We start from the raw sequence: 20726 nt of genomic DNA, 5'->3' as shown, positions 1-20726 counted from the left end.
AATATTTAAAGGGAGACAAATTTCTGTCTCCCTTACGCCTCTAGGCTTCTGCCACCATCATTTTCCCAGCGATCAATGTCCCAGTGATCCTCATCTTTTTCTCTCAAAATACCCATTGCATTCAATGGAACGAATGACATTTTGTCCCTCACCCTTTTCAATCGTTCTTCTCTAGTTTATGAAGGGAAAGGGGTTTTCGTTCATCGTAAAATAGGCTTAATTTTAAAGCCTAAGGCAATCGCAGCTCCAATACAGCTAAAAAGACAGCCTAAGATTAAATAAATACTGAGTGTTGATTCGCCGATGACAACAGACGCAATACCACCAATCACGGGGAATAATGCAACCATATAGCCACTTTTTGCCCCTCCAATTCGTTCGACTAGTTTTAAGTAAAATAACCATGCGAAAAAGGATGCAATAAGCGTTAAATACAAGAGCGCTGATAAGTAGGTAAAGGATTTGGGTATTACGACTGTTTGTCCCTGTAGCCAAACAATGGCACACATGACTGCACTACCCACTGCAAAACCAATGGCATTCGCATAAATCGGGTTGATTTGATGCTTGGCATTTCTGGCAGAGCTTGCATCCCCAATGGCTGTCAGGACAGTCCCTACGAAGGCAATTAACACGCCTTTTAACTCCATATTATGTAAAGATGGATAAATCAGCACCCCCACGCCGATGACACCTAAAATACCGCCAATTAAAACACGACGATGCAATGGCTCCTTGAGAAATATCCGTAGGGCGATGGGTGTTAGTATGACTTTTAATGAAAAAATTAATGTGACAATCGCAGCCGAGCTCCATATCGTCGCATAATACAGCGCTAAATAGCTGAATGCAAAATTACAAACGCCAAAAACGATGATAAAAGGCACGTCACCCTGTTGTGGTTTACCCTGTGGTTTCAAGAACCAAGCAACGATGAAAAATAAAAGGGCTGTCATGACTAAACGATAGGTTAAAGATAATTCTAAACTGACTGGCGTTCCTTGAATTTTGACTGCAATAAAATTAAGACCCCAGACAATCAAACAAAAGATATACATATAATTTGTCATGCTGTTTTAAATTCCTTCTCCGATGCTATTCCTGCCATCTTCCCATAATGATCGTATGATAGAACCTGCCATCTGCAAGACATTTATCATTTTTCAGAATGCCTTCCACTAAAAAGCCCATTTTTTTATAGAGCTGTATCGCTTTCTCATTGGTTTCTAACACTTCTAGTGCTATTTTGCGAATACCATTGGCATCTGCCCAATCAATGGATTCTTGCAGCAAGGCTTTTCCTATGCCATAGCCCCAAAACTCTTTACTGACTCCAACACCAAAGGTTACTTTATGGGCAAGCCTTTTGAGTGGAGAGCCCTCACATCTTGAGAACCCAACGATCCGATCACCGACAACCGCTACTAAACATAAATTTTTTGAGCTTTCGCTATCCTGTTGAATAAGCTGCTCAAAGCCTGCTCGATCAATCAATGCCTCGCCCTGTTCACGATCGAAGTTTTCCGTTTCACCGTCTAATTGCAAGCGTAAATCTGATAAGGCTTGGGCATCTTCGCGTCGGGCACAGCGAATTGTATAGGATAGCTCTTTTATCTGGAGCTCTTTCTGATCAATCAGCATGTTGGAATCCTCCAATTGACTGAATCCGCACAAAACGATTATGCCAAATGGATTCGTGATGTTGAATAATATGTGGTGCTGCCAGTACATTACTATCTAAGGTGCTATGTGCATCTTCTATTAAAATATTATGATGGTAGCCATGACTAAAAGCACTACGGATTGTTGTATCAAGACAAAACTCTGTTTGAGCACCCGCGAAAATCAATTGCTCGATGTGATGCGCTTGTAAATAAGCTGCAAGCTCCGTTTGATAGAAAGCGTCCCACGTTGTTTTTTGAATCACTTGATCCTCCGCCTGTCTAAGTAATCCATGATACAGTTCCCAGCCTAGTTGACCTAATGCAAATCCACATCATCTGCGTCTGTATGCTGAATAAAAATAACGGGTACTTCGTTGCGCCGTGCCCATGTAATGGAGGCATTAATATTTTTGATAATAGCTTCACTGTTCCAAAGATTTTGCTGGCCATCTAGAAAGAAAGCCTCCTGTATATCGATAATGATGAGTGCTTGTTTCATCGTATCCTCCTTTGTACATCAGTAGTAACTTTTTTAATTGTACAGAAAACGATCTTCCATTAAAAGAAAATTTTGCACAACAAAAAGCACCTTTACAACATCGTAAGGTGCCTCAACTATGTAAAGTACCATCTAATACATGCCACTATTAGATGGTGTCATGCGCTTGCATCATTTGATATAGGCTAATGTTTGATAAACTTGGTGAACCGAATGATTAAATGCTTGCTGTTCCTCTTCGTTTAAATGCAATTCAATTACACTTTCAATACCAGCTCCCCCTAAAACAACAGGGACACCAATGCAGGCATTGTCTACTTGATATTCGCCCTGTAAATACGTAATGATGGGCATTACTTTCCGTTGATCCTTCACAATCGCTTCAATCATTTGGACAATGGCGGCAGCTGGGGCATAGTAAGCACTGCCATTGCCAAGTAGGGCGACAATTTCGCCTCCACCTTTTCGCGTTCGCTCCACTAATTGCTCAATCTGTGCTTGTGGCATTAATTTTTCTAATGGTATTCCTCCGACATACGTATAGCGAACGAGTGGCACCATTTCATCGCCATGTCCACCCAAAACGAAGCTCGATATATCCTCGACAGCAAGCTGAAGAGCCTGTGCGATAAAGGTATTAAAGCGCGCTGTATCTAAAACACCTGATTGTCCCATGACACGATTTTTGGGAAAACCCGTTGTTTCCAGACAAACATAGGTCATGGCATCGACAGGGTTACTTAAGACGATAATATAGCTAGTTGGCGCATAACGTTTGATTTGTTCGCTTACCGTGCGGATGATTGCCGCATTTGTATGAATTAAATCCTGCCGTGTCATGCCAGGCTTTCTTGCAATACCTGCCGTGATAACCACAATATCAGCATGAGCTATTTCCTCATACTTTGAAGTAGCCGTCACCTGTACGTTAAATCTTTCTATGGGTCCAGTTTGGAGAATATCTAGTGCCTTCCCTTTCGCAGCATTTTCGAAATCTGGTAAATCGATAAGCACAATATCCCCGATCTGTTTCTGTGCGACCATTAACGCTACGGTTGCACCTGTATGTCCAGCGCCAATGATGGCGATTTTCGGTCGCCTAAAGCTCATCTGCCTCTCCCTCCTAACGACATAGATTCATTGCTAAAGATCGCCGATTACTTATCTGCCTGCTCATCCTCGACAAGTTTTGTTTGCTGAGGCTTCTGGCGAGTGCTTGTTTTTTTGGCTGCTGCCTCCGTCGCTTTTATCGGCTGTGTTTCATCAATAATCGCTGTGAATACTTCATTGGCTGCTCGTGGAATTACATGTGCGCTTAGTAGCTTGCTCGTTCGCGTTGCAGCCGCTTTACCAGCATCAACCGCAGCCTGTACTGCACCAACATCTCCCTCCACAATAATGGTTACGATACCACCGTCTACTAGCTCCTGTTTCACTAATTGGACATTGGCTGCCTTTAGCATGGCGTCCGCAGCTTCAATGGAGCCAATCAAGCCATACGTTTCGATCATTCCTATCGCTTCTGTCACTGTGTTCACCTCACGATTCATCTGTGCCATCTATAATGCCAACAACAATGGCATCAATTGGACAAATACTGGTCGTAGAAAAACTTCGTACGGCAGCACTGCCCATTGTTAAAATGACATTATCCCCAACACCTGCACCTATACGATCTGCAGCAACAATTTGTTCATCACTCAGTTGACCATCCAACTTTATTGGCTGGATAATGAGTAATTTCAATCCCTGTAGCCCTTCCTCTTTACGTGTTGCCCAGATATTTCCGACCACTGTTCCTATCCGCATGCATCCTCATCCTTTTTCGTGAAACTGAAGTTCAATTTCTAATTTTTCCACGGCCTCCTTCGCCAGTGCCGTCAACCTTGCCTCTTTGGGGACTATCACTGTCTCACCTTGATAACGGCTTACATCATTTGCCGTTATAATCTTTTGTTTAATTTCAATTGGAGGACTGACGAAGTTATTGTAAGGCTCTCCTGCCATCTTACCTGTTATAATTGTACCTGTTTCGCCCTGTTGGATGAAGCCTGCGTTTGCTTCATCGGTATCTATATGCATTTCTAATTGATAGTGATCAGCCACACGAATTTTCACTTGCTCAAAGGTAATGGGACGTCGCCCTTGCACCTTAACGGAGACGTATTGACCGTTCTGAACACCTAACTGCTGTGCATCAGCAGGTGCCATATGAATATGTGCTTGTGCGATAATGACCCCTTCTTGTAAAATCAAACGTCCCCTGGGTCCTACCAGGATACAGCTAGCTGAGCCAGCAATTTCGCCCGATTCACGCAAAGGTGGTTGAATTCCTAGGGCAATCGCATCTGTATGACTAATTTCAATTTGTGTGAAGGTGCGAGCTGGACCTAATACACGTACATTTTGAATGCTTCCTTTTGGTCCCACCACCTGTAGCGTTTCATGTGCTGCAAACTGGCCGGGTTGAGCTAACATTTTTTTCACATTTAACGTAGCACCTTTCCCAAATAGCTGCTCGACATGCTCTTGTTGTAAATGAATATGCCTTGCAGAGATACCTATAGGAATTTCATTTGATGTAGGAGCTGCTTCTTTTTTAGGTAGTAATTCGGCTATGACATCATTAACAATTTGCATTATTGCTTGTTCATTCATATAGCCACCTCACTCATTATTACACTTTTAAAATCGCTTCCAATTCTGCATGTGGTCGCGGAATGACATGTACAGATAATAACTCTCCAACACGTTGTGCAGCTGCTGCTCCTGCATCTGTTGCGGCTTTCACAGCCCCTACATCCCCACGAACAAGTACCGTGACAATACCGCCACCCACATGGACTTTACCAACAATATTCACATTGGCAGCCTTGACCATTGCATCGGCCGCTTCAATAGAGCCCACTAAGCCCTTTGTTTCAATCATTCCTAATGCGCCTAAATTCATTTCGTATCCCTCCTTCATTTAAAATGCCTCTGCATCCTCAGGTAATGTTTGGCCACCATCAATAATGATCGATTGACCCGTAATAAAGCCTGCCTCCCTACTACTAAGGAACAATGCAGCATACGCTATATCCTCCACACGACCCAGGCTGCCAAATGGAATCGCCTTCGCCATCTTTTGTAGATAGGATTCTCCAAGACCATCTAAGCCTTCTGTTGCAATATTTCCTGGTAACACGGCATTGACCGTAATATTATAAGGGGCTAATTCAAGAGCCGCAGTCCGCATAAACCCTAATTGAGCTGCCTTACTTGCGGCATAATGTGTCCATCCAGCATAGCCAGTCACCGGACCCGTTATCGATGAGGTAATAATGACCCTGCCAGCATTCGCTTTCTTTAAATGGGGCACGCAAGCTTTGACAGCAAACATCGTTCCTCTGGCATTGACATTTAATACCTGATCCCAATGGGCAGTCGTCATGTCCTCTAGTTTCATGGAGGGAAAAATACCAGCATTGGCACATAAAATATCGATGGAACCAAAGGAGCTAGCAACCTCCGTAGCCATGCTTTCAACAGATTCATAGTTTTCAACATCAACAGTAGCAGCAGAAGCTGAGTATCCTTGCGCTTGTAATTGATTTGCTACATCTGTGGCAGCTTCCATACCTCTTGCCGCAATCACCACATGAGCGCCCTGTTCCGCAAATACGGTAGCAATCCCCTTCCCAATTCCTTTACTACCACCAGTAACTATGACAACCTTCCCCGTTAAATCGACCTTCAACTCGTTCCTCCACCTTTCCTTTTCTTCATTTTAAGTACTTGGCTTTTTCGCAATTTCTGTTACTAATCCATTCACCGCAATATCTGGCCTTAAAATAGTCGAAGAGGCAATCCATTGGTTGGCTGCTTTAGCTAGTTGCGTACCAATGGCTATCGCTTCCTGAATGGCCGCTGTGTCCCCTTCAATGGCAATGGTTACTAGAGCCAAATCGATGGTTTCTTGTCGAAGTATTCGAATATCTGCTGCTTTGAGCATAGCATCTGCGATTTGTATTGAAATCGCAAGCCCTCTTGTCTCCACAATACCAATCGATTTCATCATGTAACAACACTCCTGCTAATATCTTTGTATCGTCATCCCTTTTTCCTGAATCATTTCTTGTGCTAGTGGCGTAAGTTTTGTGTGGGCAGGCAGTGTCAGCTGTTGTCCCTTGTATGATTGAAGCATCTCTGCTGTCAAATAGTTTGCCACTATAGTCGAACGAGCCGGTTCCTCTTGCTGCTTTAAAAATCGAATAAGCTGTGCAAATAACTGAATGTCACAGCCAAACTCCTTTAAGCGCTCTATATGATGCAGCAACATTTTCATGTAAGGATTCGGTTCCTTTGCTGTGACAACAGCAGATAATTTTTCATTTGGAATTAAAATTGCTGTTTGATTGCTAACCAGCAACTCAGACAGGTACAAGGCTGCCGGTGTAGTAGGCAAGCCTTGGGCACTGCTGACGATAAATGCTTGATCCACTTCGAGAAAAACAATAGCATCGTAGAATAGCTGAGTGGGACTTGTGGTTTCATTTGCCTGCCACTCCTCAACATGGCAATAGCTTTGTAATACGTCCACCTGTTTCTTAGAAATGGTCGTATGAGAATGGACAAGCAAAAGTCTTTTATGCTTTTTATCCATCATCGATATGACTACTTCTTCGATGATTCTCTGTAATTCTTTTATATCCATACCTGTCACTCCATTTTGATAAGCTTGCCAATTGAATGCTGTTGAACAGCGGCGGCATTCGCTTCATCTGTATCTACATGCATCTCAAGGACGAATGCTGAGGAGACACGCACAACCACATTCATTAATCGGAGCTGACGTCCATCCCCACAGATTTCAACCGTCACGATTTCCTTATCTTGGACATTGAAGGCAGCAGCATCGGATACAGCCATGTGAATATGTGCTTGTGCAATAATCAATCCTTGTGTTTTATGGCGAGTTCCATGAGGTCCAATCAATGTGATTGATTCAGATTTTTCTAAGTCGCCTGACATACGAATCGGTGGTGTTACACCCAGCTTGATGGCATCCGTTTGACTGATTTCGATTTGGGTTGCAGTGCGAAATGGGCCTAAAACCCGAACCTTGTCAATTCGGCCTTTGGGTCCCTTAATCGTTAGAACATGCTGTGAAGCAAATTGACCTGGCTGGGAAAGTTCCTTCCATTTCTGTAACGCTGCGTCTCTACCAAATAAATAATAGAAATCCTCCTCATTAACATGACAATGACGGGCAGAAATCGCAATCGGGATACTTTGATTCGTAACAACAGCAGCATGTACTTGCTTGTTTGTCATCACACTCCCTCACTTTTCACTTAGGTAAAATTGCGTATAATTCCGAATGAGGGCGTGGAATAACATGTACCGATAATAGCTCACCTACTCGACGTGCGGCCTCAGAGCCTGCATCCGTCGCTGCCTTGACTGCCCCGACATCACCTGTCACCAGCACCGTCACAATACCGCCACCAACATGGACTTTCCCTACAATATTGACGTTTGCTGCCTTTACCATGGCATCTGCCGCCTCAATTGATCCGATTAATCCTCTTGTTTCAATCATGCCTAAAGCTCCATTTATCTCTACGCTCATTTCCTTTTCCTCCTCTAATTACTTAGCTTTGTGAGTACTTCCTCTACAACCTTTTCAATGGTCAGCCTGTCAATAGATACCCCTTCAATTGCTTGCATCGGTAGAGGCTGTATATTTTGTGGATGCCGTGGGGGAGGAATCGTTAGTGCCTTCACACCATAGGCCACTCTTTTTTTATTTAATAAATGATGTGCAGAAATATTATCACTCGTAATATTTCCCCCATAGGCCCCACAGCCCAATGTAAAGGAAGGCGTTAAACTTGTCGTACCGCCTGCAGCTCCAACAGATGCTAAAGTATTGACTACTATTCTGGACACGGGCATTTGAGCGGCAAACTGCTTAACAAAATGTTCATCCTGTGCATGAATAGCCAGGCTATGTCCTCTCCCTCCAACATCAAGCAAGCGACGGCAAATCTTTACGGCTTCTTCCTGCGAATGAGCCGTATAAAGACCTAGGATGGGAGAAAGCTTTTCCATGGAAAATGGATACTCCTTCCCAATCCCCTGTTCCTCCGCCACTAATACGCGTGTATGTCGAGGGACATCAATATTGGCCATTTGGGCAATTACGGTTGCTGGCTTCCCAACAATTTGGCTATTTAATGTACGAGCTACTGGTGAAATCACCTTTGCTAATTTTTCCTTGTCCTGCCCGCTAAGAAGGATGGCCCCATTTTCTGCTAACGCGGCCATCACCTGCGCTTTTACCTCCTGATGCACGACAATAGCTTGCTCTGTGGCACAGATCGTACTATTATCAAATGATTTACTATCGATAATTTGCTTCATTGCCTCGTTCACATGTGCTGTGCGATCAATATAGACAGGAACATTCCCAGGGCCAACACCATAGGCTGGTTTCCCTGAGCTATAGGCAGCTTTGACAAGCCCTGCTCCACCAGTTGCTAGAATGAGCTGTACATCACGATGATGCATTAATTCCTCTGTTCCTTTTATTGTTGGATGGCTAATCCATTGAATAAGTCCCTCTGGTGCTCCTGCATGAACCGCTGCCTGCTGACAAATTTTCAATGCCTCGATGGTGCAGTTGACTGCTGTTGGATGAGGACTAAAGACAATGGCATTTTGCGCCTTTAAGGCAATTAGCGTTTTAAAAATGGCTGTAGCAGTCGGGTTCGTGACAGGTGTAACTGCCGCAATAACACCGAATGGATAAGCAATTTCCACCTGCCTTGCTACCCTATCCTCGTGTATAACGCCAATTGTCTTTTCATGCCGAATGGCTTCATAGACACCTTGAGAAGCCAACTCATTTTTTATTTTTTTATGTTCAATAATGCCCATCTTTGTTTCTGTAACAGCTAATACAGCAAGATTTTCTGCCTGTTTATACGCAGCTTGGGCAATGGCCTCGACAATTCGATCGACCTGCTCTTGCGTAAAGCTGGCATACATTTTTTGCGCAATCGAAGCTGCTGCTATTCCGTCTCTTGCCTCTTGTATCGAAACCAAATCTTGGTCTCTCACCATATGACGAACCTCCCGTCAGGTAAATTTTTTTAGGGCAATTAAGTCGCTCGAATTAGCTACTGAGACAGTGCCTGATGATTGCTGGTGCAGACTTTGCCAATGCTGTAATTCATGCGTAGATAATGCTTCATAAGCAGGTTCAGTTGTTTGCAGCGTCTGATGTTGGTTTTCTTTTATTAATCGAAATGATTGCCATTCCTGTAATTCATCATTTGATAACGTTTTAGAAGCTTGTTCAGGCTGAGAGCCTTGCGTTAGTTTTTCCAATACCAATTCAGTAATCTTGGCAATTAGCTGATTGTCCATATGCTCACTCCTTTTCGATTAGCATGGTGAGAACAGATTCGTCATACGCTTCAATAATTGCGGTTGCATCAGGTAAATAATCCTTTGGGTATGTGGCACTAGGAATGATGCCAATTGAAAAGCACATGCCAGCATTTTTAGCAAAGAGCATATCTGCATTCGAATCGCCAATCATCACGGCTTTCTTAAGCGATACTTGAAATTGTTCCTCTGCCACATATGCTAAGTCTGGGAAGGGCTTACTGGATGTAGCTTGGTCACTTCCTAGAACGAAATCAAACAAAGCTAATAACTCTAGCTGTTGTAAATGTGATTTGGCTCGTGCCGTTTGATCAGCTGTAATCACCCCTAATTTCATCCCTTTATTTTTTAAGGTTATTAAGAGATTACGAATACCTGGTAATGCCTGTACCTTGCTATTTTCCTGCTGCGATGTGGCTAAGTTGGAAGCTGCTCTTGCCAGTGTTACCCCTTTGCTCCATGGGATTCCCTGCTGATAGAGTAAAAATGCCACGATCGTCTCAGCTTCTTGTATACTTCCAATGGCTAGAGGACTCGTTGGGTCAATCGTTGCTCCATTGTCGTTAACCCCTATGTTTCTTAAAAAAGTTTGTAAGGAAAAACAGATTTTTAAGTCTGAATTTTCAGTTAAATTAACATATAAATTTTTTGCCCAGGCAATCCATAAAGAATCCATTTCAATAATTGTTCCATCCTTATCAAAAATGACCCATTCCACTTTTGTCATAGGAAAACCCATCCCTTTATTTATTCTCGTATAGCCTCTATTGGCGATACCGGTACTTGCACCTCTAGCTGCACCGTAGTGTCCTTGGCAAAGCGTTCCTCTGGTGCATCTTCATTAATATGGTGTCTTGCCCACACCCAATAATAGATCGTTGCCACAGCAAAAACAGCCAAACAAACGATGAAAAAAGTCAAATTCGCAAAGAAGCTCGCAAAGATAGCAATGACGGCTAGCACAAGTGAGAGAATAGGCGTAAATGGATACAGTGGTGTCTTAAAGGTACGCACTAAATGAGGTTCTTTTTTACGCAAAATCAACACCGATAAATTCATCGTAATATACGATACTAATGCCCCAAATGTAGAAATTAAAATTAAATCATCTGGATTAAATAAAATGACTAACACTAACCCGATAAAGCCTGGCAAAATAATAGCCATATATGGTGTCTGACGCTTTTTATGCATCTTCGATAACATGCTTGGCAAATAGCCTGCACGTGATAAAGCATAGACTTGACGAGAGTAAGCCAAAATCACACCCGAAAAGCTTGCGATTAGTCCTACTAAGCCAACAGATGCTAAAATCTGCGCCAACCAATACGTATTTCCAAACACAGCGGCAATCGCTGCTGGCAATGGATCTTCAGCAACCGTCATAACATCGATGCCAGCTAGCCCAATGGCAACAGTTGTTGTCAAAATGGATAAAATCAGCAAGGTCACCATACCTGAAATTAACCCCTTCGGCATGTCCTTCTGTACATCTCTCGTCTCCTCCGATAACATAGGCAACATCTCGATTGCTAGGAATAGCCACATCGCATAGGGCAATGCTGACCAGATACCTTTAAATCCACCTGGTATAAGATCGCCATTCTCAGGGAATAAATGCCCTACATTAATTTGCGGCAATCCAACGAAATACATTAATACTAATAACCCTAACGCGATAAAGACAAGCACCATTTCAATTGTGGCATATTCTTTAATGCCCATAATGTGAACACCCATGAACAGAGCATACATAAAGGCAGCTGCCACAACTGTCGGTACGGCTGGAAATAAAAAGCTAATATAACCTCCAATACCAATCGCGATAATTGGTGCGGCAATGACATATTGCAGCACGACACCAACCCCTGTAATAAAACCGATATAACGACCCATCGCCCGTCGAGCAAAGGAGTAAGGGCCTCCTGCATAAGGTAACATCGTCGATAATTCAGAAATACCTAAGGTCATCGTTAAATACATAATCGCCATAAATAGTGTCGCAATGAGCATTCCTAAAAAACCAGATTGACTTAAACCAAAATTCCAGCCAAAGTAGTTACCAGAAATCACAATGCCGACGCCAATTGTCCATAAATGGATGGGTGTAAGGGCTTTCTTTAATACGATGATTTCATCCTTTTTCGAAGACATGTTATTCGCCACCTTTTATCGTTATTTAGTTGTTACAGTCTTGATACTTTTCTACATAGGCTTTCACTAAATCATCACTCTGAAGCGTGTAATTTTCACCAAGTAAGCGCGTTGTCTCATTATCTCGACTTCCAATCCACGAAATAAGCTGTAGTCTTCTCATTAATATAAAAGTTGGGATCATCTCTTTTTCTTCGTCTGTTAATAATCGAATTTTGCAGTAGCCCTTAACCCATGAAGCAATCAACTCATCAAGATAAGGCATATGCTCAATAAAGCTCACTGATGTGGCTAAATCATATAAAAACCAACCAAAACCACAATCATCAAAATCAATCACTTTAATTTCATCCCCATAGATGAGTAAATTAGCTAAGCGTAGATCCGCATGGATAAGGCCAAATTTTGTTTTATCTTTCCCAAATACCTCAAGCTTCTTTTGAATGATATGTGATGCTTCCTCATATAAAGCGATTCGTGCAGGGGTCATTCCAAGTCCATCCTGCCATCTCGCCCATTTCGGAGATTGACCTAGAATCGTATCATAATCCCATGTCATGCGCTGAAAGGCTTGGTAATAATCATGCTGCTCGATTGTATGTTTATGAAACATGGCTGTTATTTCGCCTAATGTTTCAAATTGCTGAATTAAATCATCTTCATTATTCTCATCAGGAGCAGTACCCTCCAAAAATGTAAATAATGTGCTATAATAGATCGTGTCATGATACGAATGAGCATGTACGTAGTCACCGTCATCTGCTCGCATCGGTAATGATACATCAATGGGAGATTGCTCATGGAGCGAGTTTAACCAGGCAATCTCCGCTTCGATTTCCTCCTTTTTATGGTAATTTGGTCGGCTGATCCTCAGAATATATTTTTTGCCCTGCCCATCTTCTACGAGATACGTTGCATTTTCGGAATAATCAATCATTTTACATGATGCTTCTAGTAAACAACTAAACTCCTTTAATGCATTATTTGCTGCTTGATGAAAGTTGGAAAGGACCAATTCTAAATCTATGAAATCCATTTGACCCATCTAGAAAACCCCCTGTTTACTAAATTGACAAGCTTTCTTTCCTTTAATAGCGTGCAAATTTTACAAGCTGCGCTGCTTCTTTAATGCCCGCCTCACATTTTTCAAGCAATTCATCACAGTACGCTTTATCACATAATAGTCCTGGCTTAAATTGCAACACACGTGTATCCAGCATTGAATAAATAGCCCATACCCCATGTTTGTACAAGGAGCTCATCACATATTTAGCCCCTTCAGGATGATTAAACTCTAGGCCCATAACAACGCCAAGCTGACGAATGCCCACAAAGAAATCTGGATATTGTTGTTGAATACGCTCTAAGCCACTTCGTAGATAACGAGCAACATATTCTACATTCTTTACTACTTCAGGACGTTGGGAGATTTCTAATACTTTCATCGCCACTACACAACCAAGTTCTGCTCCACCAAATGTAGAAATATGGGCTAGTCCATCTTCTTCCATCCAGCCGCCTGCTCGTTCATTGACTACTGTAGCTGCAATTGGATAAATACCGCCACTTAGCCCCTTTGCTGTTACCAGAATATCCGGTTTCACCCCATAATGCTCAATTCCCCACAGCTTACCTGTTCTCATTAAGCCCGTTTGCACCTCATCTGCAATATATAATGCCCCGTATCGTTCACAAAGTGATTTGACATCAGCCAAGTAATTAGCAGTGGGCAAGGGGAACCCGTATGTCGCAGGGATGGTCTCGATAATTACGCTTGCTACATCCCCTCTAGCAAGTTCACGTTCCATTGCCGCCAGATCATTGAATGGCACGTGCACAAATTCATGTGGACTGCCCTCACTTAAAAACGGTTTTGAATAGCGTTCATTGCCAAGCGAAACCGCAAGACCTGTGTGCCCATGATATCCATTTTTAATGGAAATCGTTTTTTTACGTTTTGTAGCATAACGCGCACACTTTAGAGCAACATCAATTGCTTCACTTCCACCACTAGAGAAAATAGAATATGTTAAGCCTTCTGGTGTGCAGGCTGCTAATTTTTCAGCTAACTGTGCACGTGCAGTAGATGGAAAATGATGATTACCAATGTCAAAATAATTGGTTCCTTCCACTAATGCAGCAATGACTTCTGGATTACGATGGCCAAGGTTATATGTTCCGCCATTGAGATGCGCATTCATTAATTTTTTGCCATCCACATCGTAGAAATAATAGCCCTCTCGTTTCCCGATAACGACATCGACACCATCGATTTGCCACTGTTTCGTTTTTCCTGGATTCCACCAGTCAATTGATTTTTGTAAGGTTGCCTGTTTATTTGCAAAATAGTCCATAGTTTCCACCTTCCTATACATTGACGTCATCCAACATTTCACCTGCAATGAATAATTCCACTTTTTTCTGCTGTAATCGTTCCTGCCATTGTGTGGAGCTCTTTTGATCTGTAATCACCATCGAAACGTCCTCTAAATGACAAATATGCGCAAATGTAGAGACACCAAATTTCGTATGGTCTGCTAAAATAATCGTATTTTCTGCCCGCTCTATTAATTTCTTTGAAATCGCTGCGCCCGTAATATCATAGTCGGTAATACCATCTGCTAACGAAATTCCGCCTGCAGCAACAAAGGCTTTATTTGCCTTTAGTTGATTAAAAAATAAATCAGCTAATGGACCTCCCATAAATTTTTGTCGATGTTCATATTCTCCTCCCGCAAAGAGCACCTTCCCTTGAAAGCATTCTGCGGCTAATGATAAAACTGGGAGTGAATTTGTGACGACAATGACGTTGGGCTTATCACCTAAATAACGAACGATTTCATAGGCTGTTGTACCATGACCGATAAAGATAACATCACCGTCTTCCACAATACTTGCAGCAGCCTTACAAATCCTTCTCTTCTCTATATTGTTAAGTGACGTTTTCTGTTCAAAGGTCCTCTCATACTTTTCCTTTGCCTTCACAGCCCCCCCATAGACTTTGTGTAGAAGCCCTTCCTTCTCCAATCGATCCATATCTCTACGTATAGTCTCGCCTGATACATTTAATAGCTGCTCTGCATCACTTACCTTCACTTTTCCTTCTAAATCTAAAATATCTAAAATCACTTTTTTACGTTCCTCAAACGAAAGAGACATACATCATCACTCCAAACACAAAGTTAAATCCAACAAAATCCACAAATCCAACAATTTATTTCTGTATTTATGTGGATTTGTTTTGAATTTTAAATAATAGTTTAATAATTGTCAATACTCTGAATCTTATTTTCTGTATGATTTTTTCTCTCTAAAGCCACTTATTTCTTTTAAGCGTAAAATGAAAACGCCACAAAAAACCAATTTCAGTTGTCTCATAATGCTCTCTAAACCTTTTTCAAAATATTTTTCTACAACTATTTTTTCTCATAAAAAATCCCCCTTCATGGTAGAAACCATAAAGGGGGATGACGAGATTATTTTGTTAATTCCTCTACAAATTCAACAGGTACATATGTTTTGCCAGATTCTAATAAAGCAGGGGCTACTTTAAATTGGCGAAGCGCTTTATTATAACCATATTCTTTTTGACCTCGCGTAATTGTATACGAAAGGGCTCCTTTTGAAACAATGGCACCTTTTGGCGTTACTTCTACTTTAAAGCCTAGCTTTTCAGCGATTAAGCGTAGCGGCACCATTTTTGTCCCATCTACTTCGTAAAAGTCTTTATTGATAATTTCTTGAACTGCTGAATCAACTGGAGCTGGTTCGGGTGTTGGAACTGGATCCACTTCAACAGGTTCTTCCTTCTCAATCGTATCTAATACGATCACCTTTGATGGCGGTGTTTGAGCAGGGATGCTCATCGTTGCGATTGTGTAGAACACCACTAAATGCTGCTCTTTTAAATCGTCCACTTTCACAGCTTTGCCAGAAGCACTTGCTAGCTTCGTGTCTTCCCCAACATTTAACTTGAGGTTATTTTCAGTATCCACTAAATCTTTATTGAAGAAATCCACTTCCACGCTACCCATTTCTTCTGTTTCTACAATGATTACTTCTGGGTTGTATTGTGGTGGATAAATCGCAAGCATCGGCTTCTTGGCATATGAGTAAGCTGACACCTTATTTCCTTTTTGAAGCTTGGCTTCTTTTCCCATATTGTCAAAAACTAATGAGTCTTTATTGGCAATCACAATATTTGTATTGTCACCATCCACCACTGTATAGTATGTGGCATTTTCACGTACTTCTACGTTTTCAACAGTACCTGTCACTTTAATAAAAATAGGCTGCACTTGTTGCTCCGAAGTTTCTGCGTTAATCACAGTAGCCTCCCCTTCGTTCGCTGATGCAGTTGGAGCTCCAATCGCGCCCCCTAATAATAATGCTGACATAGCAAATGGTACGACCTTCGTCATTTTCATACAAAAAGCATCTCCTTCATTTTCCCGAATTCAATAAAGTAGTCGTATACAAAAGAAAAAGGTTACAAACTGTCTCCATCTTTATGGCTAGAGCTTTGCTTTCGCGGGTATCTACCTTCTCTTCGCGGATATTCGCTTCTTTGCGATTTTATTCTTCCCCCATCAAAAGATAAATCTCAGCCGATTCAGGATGCGTTGTAAGAAATATTGGTTTTCGCCTTGCTGAGTTCTTAGTTCGCGGGCGACGTCAGGATGGTCGGTGATGACGCCGCTGACATTCTTTTCGATGAAGGTTTGTAGGGAGCGATCGTCATTGAGTGTCCAAACAAATAAATCGGTCGGATGTTGCTTCAATTCTTCGATAAGCTGCTCCGTTACCCAGGATTCCTCCAGTGCGATAAAATCAACATTTTCCTCCATTGGTCCAATATTGAGTGCATAGACAATACCGACGCGCAAATTCGGCACCAATTTTTTTAATTGTGTCATTTTTTGTCCATCAGCGGATTGCACATAGTAGGAATCTAGCACCTTGTATTTTCGTAGCTTCTCTACTAATTTAGGTAAAACATCTTCTGTTTCCTGACCATGCACCTTTAATTCGATTAGTAGCGCCACATCTAACGCTTTGGCAATTTCAATACAATCATCTAATGAAGCAATTTTATCGCTAAAGCCATTTTGATGAATGGTTAACGTTTTTAGTTCGCTCAGGGTCATATTCGCAATGACACCATTTTTACCTGCTAACCTTCGTAATGTTCGATCATGGAAGACAACGAATTCCCCATCCACAGTTTGTTGAATATCGATTTCAATTAAATCTGCCCCCGCATTGGCTGCACTCACCAATCCACTAATTGTATTTTCTACATTACCTGCTACATAGCCTCGGTGGGCAATAATTTTGGTATCTGGGGCATAGACACTTTTCTCTAAGGAATTGATATTCATCATACTTAATACGAGAAACACAATGCCACTGATCAACAGCAATGGCTTATAGCGCCGCTTCCGATGTGTAGTAGCGCTGATTTTGCCCATCACTGGCGTATTATACGTAATGGCGACCATAACTTGTGAAAACATCGCCTGCAATAAACTAAATAGCACCACAAAGACTATTTCTAAAAAGGCTAGTGTCAACCCAGCCGTAATCAAGGCTGCACTTGGTATTAAACGTTCAATTAAATAGAGTGGAAACGTAGCGACCACTGTTATACCAAGCATCATCAACAGATGACCTGTTAAAAGCATAGCTAATAGCACGACTAGTTCAAATAATCCACGCTTGGAAAATCGCCAGCTTTGCTTAAAAGAACGCAAAATAGAGATGTGCGGCTGGATTGTAAAGATAGGTAACGTTAAGATACTTCGAATGCCTATCATCACAATGCTGCTTGCCACCACAGCATATGCTAGCCTACCCGCTCGACTACTCATGATTTCTTCAGTTAGAAAATGTGGTAGGGAGATGGATTGAGTCAATGTAAGGGGTAGCATAAAGGAAGCTAGTGGCATTAATAGCGCTAGATAGACGATGAGAAATAAAACTTGCACACTAAAAAAATAAACAACCTTGCGATTTAATTGTTGCCATAAAGGAAGAAATCGGTAGCGAAGTCCTCGTTGCTGATGAAAGGCCATGAGAAATAGAAAGCCCATCTCATAATATACAAATAATAAAAACAGCAAAATTAATAGACAAATCATTATCATCACAAAGGGATGCGTCACAAAGCTTTGCCAATTTTGCTCAGTAATATGTGTAAACCCAGTTACTCGTAGCATGAGCTTCAAGACGATAGAGGTTACAGGGATCATTAATAAAAACTGAAAGATTCTAATTAATGCGAAAACCTGTACATAATCGAATCGATAAACATAAATATTATGGACAGCCTGTCGCATTACTTGTCCTGCCTTGTGCACATACTCACCCCTATCATGCTGTTAAAATCGCTCACTACTAACGTATGTTTTGACTGCTATGGCCCATTCCTCAAAGCCAATAAAATAGCACTCCTCTACACCAAAGTAGGTGTCAATTTTTGTATTAATCGTGACATTCACCATTTTTTTGAAACTTTTTAACATGTCACCCTGTATATAACTAGATACCCACTACAGAAAGGAGCGCAAACATGAAATTCAACCTTGGTGATATCATTAGTACAACCGTTCTTTTATGTATGTTTCTAGCAATCTTTTTCGTGATGATCCATATGATCAAAAAAATGAAATCCACTGCCCCTGTGTCTCCTCCACCAACCATGCAACAGCAAGTAGAGGACTTATCAAAACGTGTGTCGACCTTAGAACAACAAGTAAAACAACTAGCTGACAAACAATAGTCCCATAAAAAAAATCGCTGTGAAGGATAACCTTCTCAGCGATTTTCATATACTATCTGACCATTCACAACCGTGCATGCGACTTGAATGTGTGGAAGCTGCTCCATCTCTACTGTAAAAACGTCCTCTTGTAAAATCGTAAAGTCTGCTGCAAAGCCTTCTGCAATTTTGCCACGCATAAATTGCTGTCCAATGATTTCAGCCGCCCCTACTGTGTACAAACGGACTGCCTCATATCGGGAAATTTTCTCATGAGGGTTATAGCCATCATGTGTCTCCCCAAAATTTCTTCTAGTGACAGCCGCATAAATACCATACAACGGGTTTGGCACTTCAATCGGAGCATCACTGCCGCCTGCGACAATCAGCCCTCTGTCAAGAAGAGACTTTAAAGGATGTAAGCCCTGTGCGCGCTCCTCCCCAAGTCTCGATAGCTCTGCTTGGTATTCTCCCTGTACAAACTGCGGCTGCATATCTACTGCCACTGGTAATGCAGCTAGCTTGGCTAAAAGTTCCTCATCGACTAAGCTACAGTGAATCACGCGATCAAGCTGACCTTCCTGAGGAGGATATGCCGCAAAAACGTCTAAAATCTTGTCTATTGCTAAATCGCCAATGACATGCACGGCAACGGTTTGTCCATATTGACGTGCCAGCTGAACATAGCTTGTTAATTGCTCAGTTGTATGAATAAGCATCCCTGCATTGTCCGGATCATCACAGTAAGGCTGACGTAGTGCAGCCGTACGACCTCCAAAGGCTCCATCAATAAAAATTTTCATCGCACCAAACTCCAAAAATGGTGAGGAAGCTAAATCCATCTTCGCAACCTCTTCAAAGACTGTATGATGCTGTAATAAATGCACCTTAAAGGATTGCTGTACCTCTACTATTTTGCGATAAGCCTGAATCGGCTGGCCTGGCGGTCCATAATAGCTTAAATCCTCTGAATGTCCCCCTACTAAACCATAGGATTGCAATGAGGTCACCGCCTTTGTCAGTGCATCCTCAATATACGCAGGTGTAATATGTGGCATCTGGTTAACAATTAAATACAATGCTGCATCCTTTAGTATCCCTGTGAGCTGACCATCTACTTTGTCAATGACACCCCCCTCTGGCGAAGGAGTCCTATTTGTAATTCCTGCAAAAGCGAGTGCCTTGGAATTGGCTAGAATCAAATGATGACAGCTCCGTTTAATGATTAAATGAGCATCTCCAAGGGCATCTAGCTCTGCTAAGGTCGGAAAAACGGGCTCCTCAAATTGGTTTTCATTTAGTCCAATCGCAATGACCCATTCATGTGCTGACGCCTCAGCCATTCGCTCCTGAAGCTTCACAAGTAACGCCTCTTTACTCGTAACCGCCGACACATCAAGATGCTTGAGTTTTTCTCCGTAGCCAATAATATGTAAATGGCTGTCGACAAAGCCTGGATACATGATATTGCCCTCTAAATGTTGGATAGAAGCAGCTAGTGGCGACAAGCTCTCCACTGAGCCTGTCGCCACAATTTTTCCATCTTCAACAAGGACTGCATCCACTGTTTCACCAACCTGAGCCATCGTGTAAATCTTACCACCTGTCCATAATGTTGCCAAAACAATTCCTCCCATGTCCTATGCTATTGCTTCAATTAAGTGCGCTCTTTCTAAGCGACGACGAACAATTACACCAATCCATGCTGCAAGTACCGCTTTGACAATACCCACCACGATAAATGGTGCAACACCACCCATAAAGGCAGCTGTCCATGTATAATCTGCTACAATTTTTAACCACACTGTCCCAAACGCTAATGTAACAATCATCCCAATGATATTCGCAATAATAGCTTGAGTAAATGTAATACCAAATTTATCTAAGTATAAGCCCATAATAATAGCTGTGGCAAGGAAGCCTACAATATATCCACCTGTTGGACCAACTAAAATTCCTAGTCCACCTGACATACCGCTAAATACAGGTAAACCTGCTGCCCCTAGTAAAATATATAATAGAACAGATAACGTGCCTAATCTTGTCCCTAAAATCGTCACGATAATTCCAACCGCTAACGTTTGACCTGTAATCGGGATAAGTGGTAGTGGGATTGTTACCTGTGCTAAAACTGCGATTATTGCTGCCCCAAATGCTGCTAACACATATTGATATGTACTTCCTTTTTTCAATGTAAAAAGCCTCCCCTTGT

24 protein-coding genes and 1 pseudogene are annotated in these 20726 nt (G+C 42.0%); 1 reads left to right on the top strand and 24 read right to left on the bottom strand.

Features of this window, described 5'->3' with window-relative positions; genetic code table 11:
* Positions 1-200 precede the first annotated feature (200 nt).
* The 22 genes and pseudogenes from LCP48_RS09505 to LCP48_RS09400 form a co-directional block, all read right to left on the bottom strand.
* The gene (locus LCP48_RS09505; protein ID WP_225340896.1) at positions 201-1070 is read right to left on the bottom strand and encodes a DMT family transporter; all 870 of its coding nucleotides are present in this window, start codon (positions 1068-1070) and stop codon (positions 201-203) included.
* 25 nt (positions 1071-1095) lie between these two features.
* Positions 1096-1641 (bottom strand): GNAT family N-acetyltransferase, encoded by a 546-nt coding sequence (locus LCP48_RS09500; protein ID WP_066037479.1) that lies wholly within the window; start codon positions 1639-1641, stop codon positions 1096-1098.
* Positions 1631-2163 (bottom strand): annotated as a pseudogene (locus LCP48_RS09495) (cysteine hydrolase family protein). Before LCP48_RS09495 ends, LCP48_RS09500 begins: the two are co-directional and overlap by 11 nt.
* Before the next feature lie 171 nt (positions 2164-2334).
* Positions 2335-3273, bottom strand: coding sequence for a malate dehydrogenase (gene mdh / locus LCP48_RS09490; RefSeq protein WP_004228982.1), 939 nt, complete (start codon positions 3271-3273; stop codon positions 2335-2337).
* Between the two features lie 47 nt (positions 3274-3320).
* A complete protein-coding gene (locus tag LCP48_RS09485; RefSeq protein WP_225341024.1) occupies positions 3321-3713 on the bottom strand; it encodes a BMC domain-containing protein in 393 nt (130 codons plus the stop codon).
* A complete protein-coding gene (locus tag LCP48_RS09480; protein ID WP_004228986.1) occupies positions 3703-3972 on the bottom strand; it encodes a EutN/CcmL family microcompartment protein in 270 nt (89 codons plus the stop codon). Before LCP48_RS09480 ends, LCP48_RS09485 begins: the two co-directional genes overlap by 11 nt.
* 6 nt (positions 3973-3978) lie before the next feature.
* Positions 3979-4821: a phosphate propanoyltransferase gene (gene pduL, locus LCP48_RS09475; protein ID WP_225340895.1), complete on the bottom strand. Its 843-nt coding sequence runs from the start codon at positions 4819-4821 to the stop codon at positions 3979-3981.
* Positions 4822-4840: 19 nt separating this feature from the next.
* On the bottom strand, positions 4841-5113 hold the full coding sequence (locus tag LCP48_RS09470) for a BMC domain-containing protein (protein WP_221683166.1): 273 nt from the start codon (positions 5111-5113) through the stop codon (positions 4841-4843).
* A gap of 18 nt (positions 5114-5131) precedes the next feature.
* A complete protein-coding gene (gene fabG / locus LCP48_RS09465; protein WP_004228997.1) occupies positions 5132-5902 on the bottom strand; it encodes a 3-oxoacyl-ACP reductase FabG in 771 nt (256 codons plus the stop codon).
* 30 nt (positions 5903-5932) lie between these two features.
* Complete coding sequence (locus LCP48_RS09460) at positions 5933-6223, bottom strand: BMC domain-containing protein (RefSeq protein WP_004228999.1); 291 nt, start codon at positions 6221-6223, stop codon at positions 5933-5935.
* Positions 6224-6238: 15 nt separating this feature from the next.
* Complete coding sequence (locus tag LCP48_RS09455) at positions 6239-6859, bottom strand: hypothetical protein (protein WP_216485497.1); 621 nt, start codon at positions 6857-6859, stop codon at positions 6239-6241.
* A 5-nt stretch (positions 6860-6864) separates the two neighbouring features.
* Positions 6865-7479: a phosphate propanoyltransferase gene (gene pduL / locus LCP48_RS09450; RefSeq protein ID WP_216485498.1), complete on the bottom strand. Its 615-nt coding sequence runs from the start codon at positions 7477-7479 to the stop codon at positions 6865-6867.
* 16 nt (positions 7480-7495) lie between these two features.
* Positions 7496-7777 carry a BMC domain-containing protein gene (locus tag LCP48_RS09445; protein ID WP_004229005.1) on the bottom strand — a complete coding sequence of 94 codons (282 nt, stop codon included), beginning with the start codon at positions 7775-7777 and terminating at the stop codon, positions 7496-7498.
* Between the two features lie 14 nt (positions 7778-7791).
* Positions 7792-9273 (bottom strand): aldehyde dehydrogenase family protein, encoded by a 1482-nt coding sequence (locus LCP48_RS09440; protein WP_225340894.1) that lies wholly within the window; start codon positions 9271-9273, stop codon positions 7792-7794.
* A 15-nt stretch (positions 9274-9288) separates the two neighbouring features.
* On the bottom strand, positions 9289-9579 hold the full coding sequence (locus tag LCP48_RS09435; protein WP_202341860.1) for a hypothetical protein: 291 nt from the start codon (positions 9577-9579) through the stop codon (positions 9289-9291).
* Between the two features lie 4 nt (positions 9580-9583).
* Complete coding sequence (locus LCP48_RS09430; protein ID WP_103117885.1) at positions 9584-10327, bottom strand: HAD family hydrolase; 744 nt, start codon at positions 10325-10327, stop codon at positions 9584-9586.
* Between the two features lie 20 nt (positions 10328-10347).
* Positions 10348-11754: an ethanolamine permease gene (gene eat / locus LCP48_RS09425; protein ID WP_225340893.1), complete on the bottom strand. Its 1407-nt coding sequence runs from the start codon at positions 11752-11754 to the stop codon at positions 10348-10350.
* A gap of 25 nt (positions 11755-11779) precedes the next feature.
* Positions 11780-12799, bottom strand: a complete 1020-nt coding sequence (locus LCP48_RS09420; RefSeq protein ID WP_225340892.1) for a phosphotransferase enzyme family protein — start codon at positions 12797-12799, stop codon at positions 11780-11782.
* Positions 12800-12842: 43 nt separating this feature from the next.
* The gene (locus tag LCP48_RS09415) at positions 12843-14108 is read right to left on the bottom strand and encodes a class-III pyridoxal-phosphate-dependent aminotransferase (RefSeq protein ID WP_004229019.1); all 1266 of its coding nucleotides are present in this window, start codon (positions 14106-14108) and stop codon (positions 12843-12845) included.
* A gap of 13 nt (positions 14109-14121) precedes the next feature.
* A complete protein-coding gene (locus LCP48_RS09410; RefSeq protein ID WP_004229022.1) occupies positions 14122-14913 on the bottom strand; it encodes a DeoR/GlpR family DNA-binding transcription regulator in 792 nt (263 codons plus the stop codon).
* 317 nt (positions 14914-15230) lie between these two features.
* Entirely contained in the window at positions 15231-16181 is a 951-nt protein-coding gene (locus tag LCP48_RS09405) for a stalk domain-containing protein (protein ID WP_225340891.1), read from the bottom strand.
* A 162-nt stretch (positions 16182-16343) separates the two neighbouring features.
* Positions 16344-18113, bottom strand: a complete 1770-nt coding sequence (locus LCP48_RS09400; RefSeq protein ID WP_202341854.1) for a glycerophosphoryl diester phosphodiesterase membrane domain-containing protein — start codon at positions 18111-18113, stop codon at positions 16344-16346.
* Between the two features lie 212 nt (positions 18114-18325).
* Between LCP48_RS09400 and LCP48_RS09395 the strand changes: the two genes are divergently transcribed.
* Positions 18326-18535 (top strand): hypothetical protein, encoded by a 210-nt coding sequence (locus LCP48_RS09395; RefSeq protein ID WP_004229027.1) that lies wholly within the window; start codon positions 18326-18328, stop codon positions 18533-18535.
* A gap of 35 nt (positions 18536-18570) precedes the next feature.
* On the opposite strand, the gene LCP48_RS09390 is transcribed toward LCP48_RS09395, so the two are convergent.
* Together LCP48_RS09390 and LCP48_RS09385 are read right to left on the bottom strand one after the other, a co-directional pair.
* Positions 18571-20136 carry an amidohydrolase gene (locus LCP48_RS09390; protein ID WP_004229028.1) on the bottom strand — a complete coding sequence of 522 codons (1566 nt, stop codon included), beginning with the start codon at positions 20134-20136 and terminating at the stop codon, positions 18571-18573.
* An 18-nt stretch (positions 20137-20154) separates the two neighbouring features.
* Positions 20155-20706: a biotin transporter BioY gene (locus LCP48_RS09385; RefSeq protein ID WP_004229030.1), complete on the bottom strand. Its 552-nt coding sequence runs from the start codon at positions 20704-20706 to the stop codon at positions 20155-20157.
* Positions 20707-20726: the final 20 nt, after the last annotated feature.

Origin of the sequence: Lysinibacillus capsici (assembly GCF_020217405.1) — a bacterium.
Lineage (GTDB): Bacteria > Bacillota > Bacilli > Bacillales_A > Planococcaceae > Lysinibacillus > Lysinibacillus capsici.
The sequence above is the reverse complement of the archived record's forward strand: the minus strand, read 5'-3'. Positions and strand labels throughout refer to the sequence as shown.

Coding starts and splice junctions, on each gene's coding strand:
- pduL (WP_216485498.1), bottom strand. CDS start 7,479: ATGACAAACAAGCAAGTACATGCTGCTGTTGTTACGAATCAAAGTATC.
- LCP48_RS09505 (WP_225340896.1), bottom strand. CDS start 1,070: ATGACAAATTATATGTATATCTTTTGTTTGATTGTCTGGGGTCTTAAT.
- mdh (WP_004228982.1), bottom strand. CDS start 3,273: ATGAGCTTTAGGCGACCGAAAATCGCCATCATTGGCGCTGGACATACA.
- LCP48_RS09470 (WP_221683166.1), bottom strand. CDS start 5,113: ATGAATTTAGGCGCATTAGGAATGATTGAAACAAAGGGCTTAGTGGGC.
- LCP48_RS09415 (WP_004229019.1), bottom strand. CDS start 14,108: ATGGACTATTTTGCAAATAAACAGGCAACCTTACAAAAATCAATTGAC.
- LCP48_RS09410 (WP_004229022.1), bottom strand. CDS start 14,913: ATGTCTCTTTCGTTTGAGGAACGTAAAAAAGTGATTTTAGATATTTTA.
- LCP48_RS09480 (WP_004228986.1), bottom strand. CDS start 3,972: ATGCGGATAGGAACAGTGGTCGGAAATATCTGGGCAACACGTAAAGAG.
- LCP48_RS09485 (WP_225341024.1), bottom strand. CDS start 3,713: ATGAATCGTGAGGTGAACACAGTGACAGAAGCGATAGGAATGATCGAA.
- LCP48_RS09500 (WP_066037479.1), bottom strand. CDS start 1,641: ATGCTGATTGATCAGAAAGAGCTCCAGATAAAAGAGCTATCCTATACA.
- LCP48_RS09395 (WP_004229027.1), top strand. CDS start 18,326: ATGAAATTCAACCTTGGTGATATCATTAGTACAACCGTTCTTTTATGT.
- LCP48_RS09445 (WP_004229005.1), bottom strand. CDS start 7,777: ATGAGCGTAGAGATAAATGGAGCTTTAGGCATGATTGAAACAAGAGGA.
- LCP48_RS09405 (WP_225340891.1), bottom strand. CDS start 16,181: ATGAAAATGACGAAGGTCGTACCATTTGCTATGTCAGCATTATTATTA.
- LCP48_RS09440 (WP_225340894.1), bottom strand. CDS start 9,273: ATGGTGAGAGACCAAGATTTGGTTTCGATACAAGAGGCAAGAGACGGA.
- pduL (WP_225340895.1), bottom strand. CDS start 4,821: ATGAATGAACAAGCAATAATGCAAATTGTTAATGATGTCATAGCCGAA.
- LCP48_RS09430 (WP_103117885.1), bottom strand. CDS start 10,327: ATGACAAAAGTGGAATGGGTCATTTTTGATAAGGATGGAACAATTATT.
- LCP48_RS09435 (WP_202341860.1), bottom strand. CDS start 9,579: ATGGACAATCAGCTAATTGCCAAGATTACTGAATTGGTATTGGAAAAA.
- LCP48_RS09460 (WP_004228999.1), bottom strand. CDS start 6,223: ATGATGAAATCGATTGGTATTGTGGAGACAAGAGGGCTTGCGATTTCA.
- eat (WP_225340893.1), bottom strand. CDS start 11,754: ATGTCTTCGAAAAAGGATGAAATCATCGTATTAAAGAAAGCCCTTACA.
- LCP48_RS09455 (WP_216485497.1), bottom strand. CDS start 6,859: ATGGATATAAAAGAATTACAGAGAATCATCGAAGAAGTAGTCATATCG.
- LCP48_RS09420 (WP_225340892.1), bottom strand. CDS start 12,799: ATGGGTCAAATGGATTTCATAGATTTAGAATTGGTCCTTTCCAACTTT.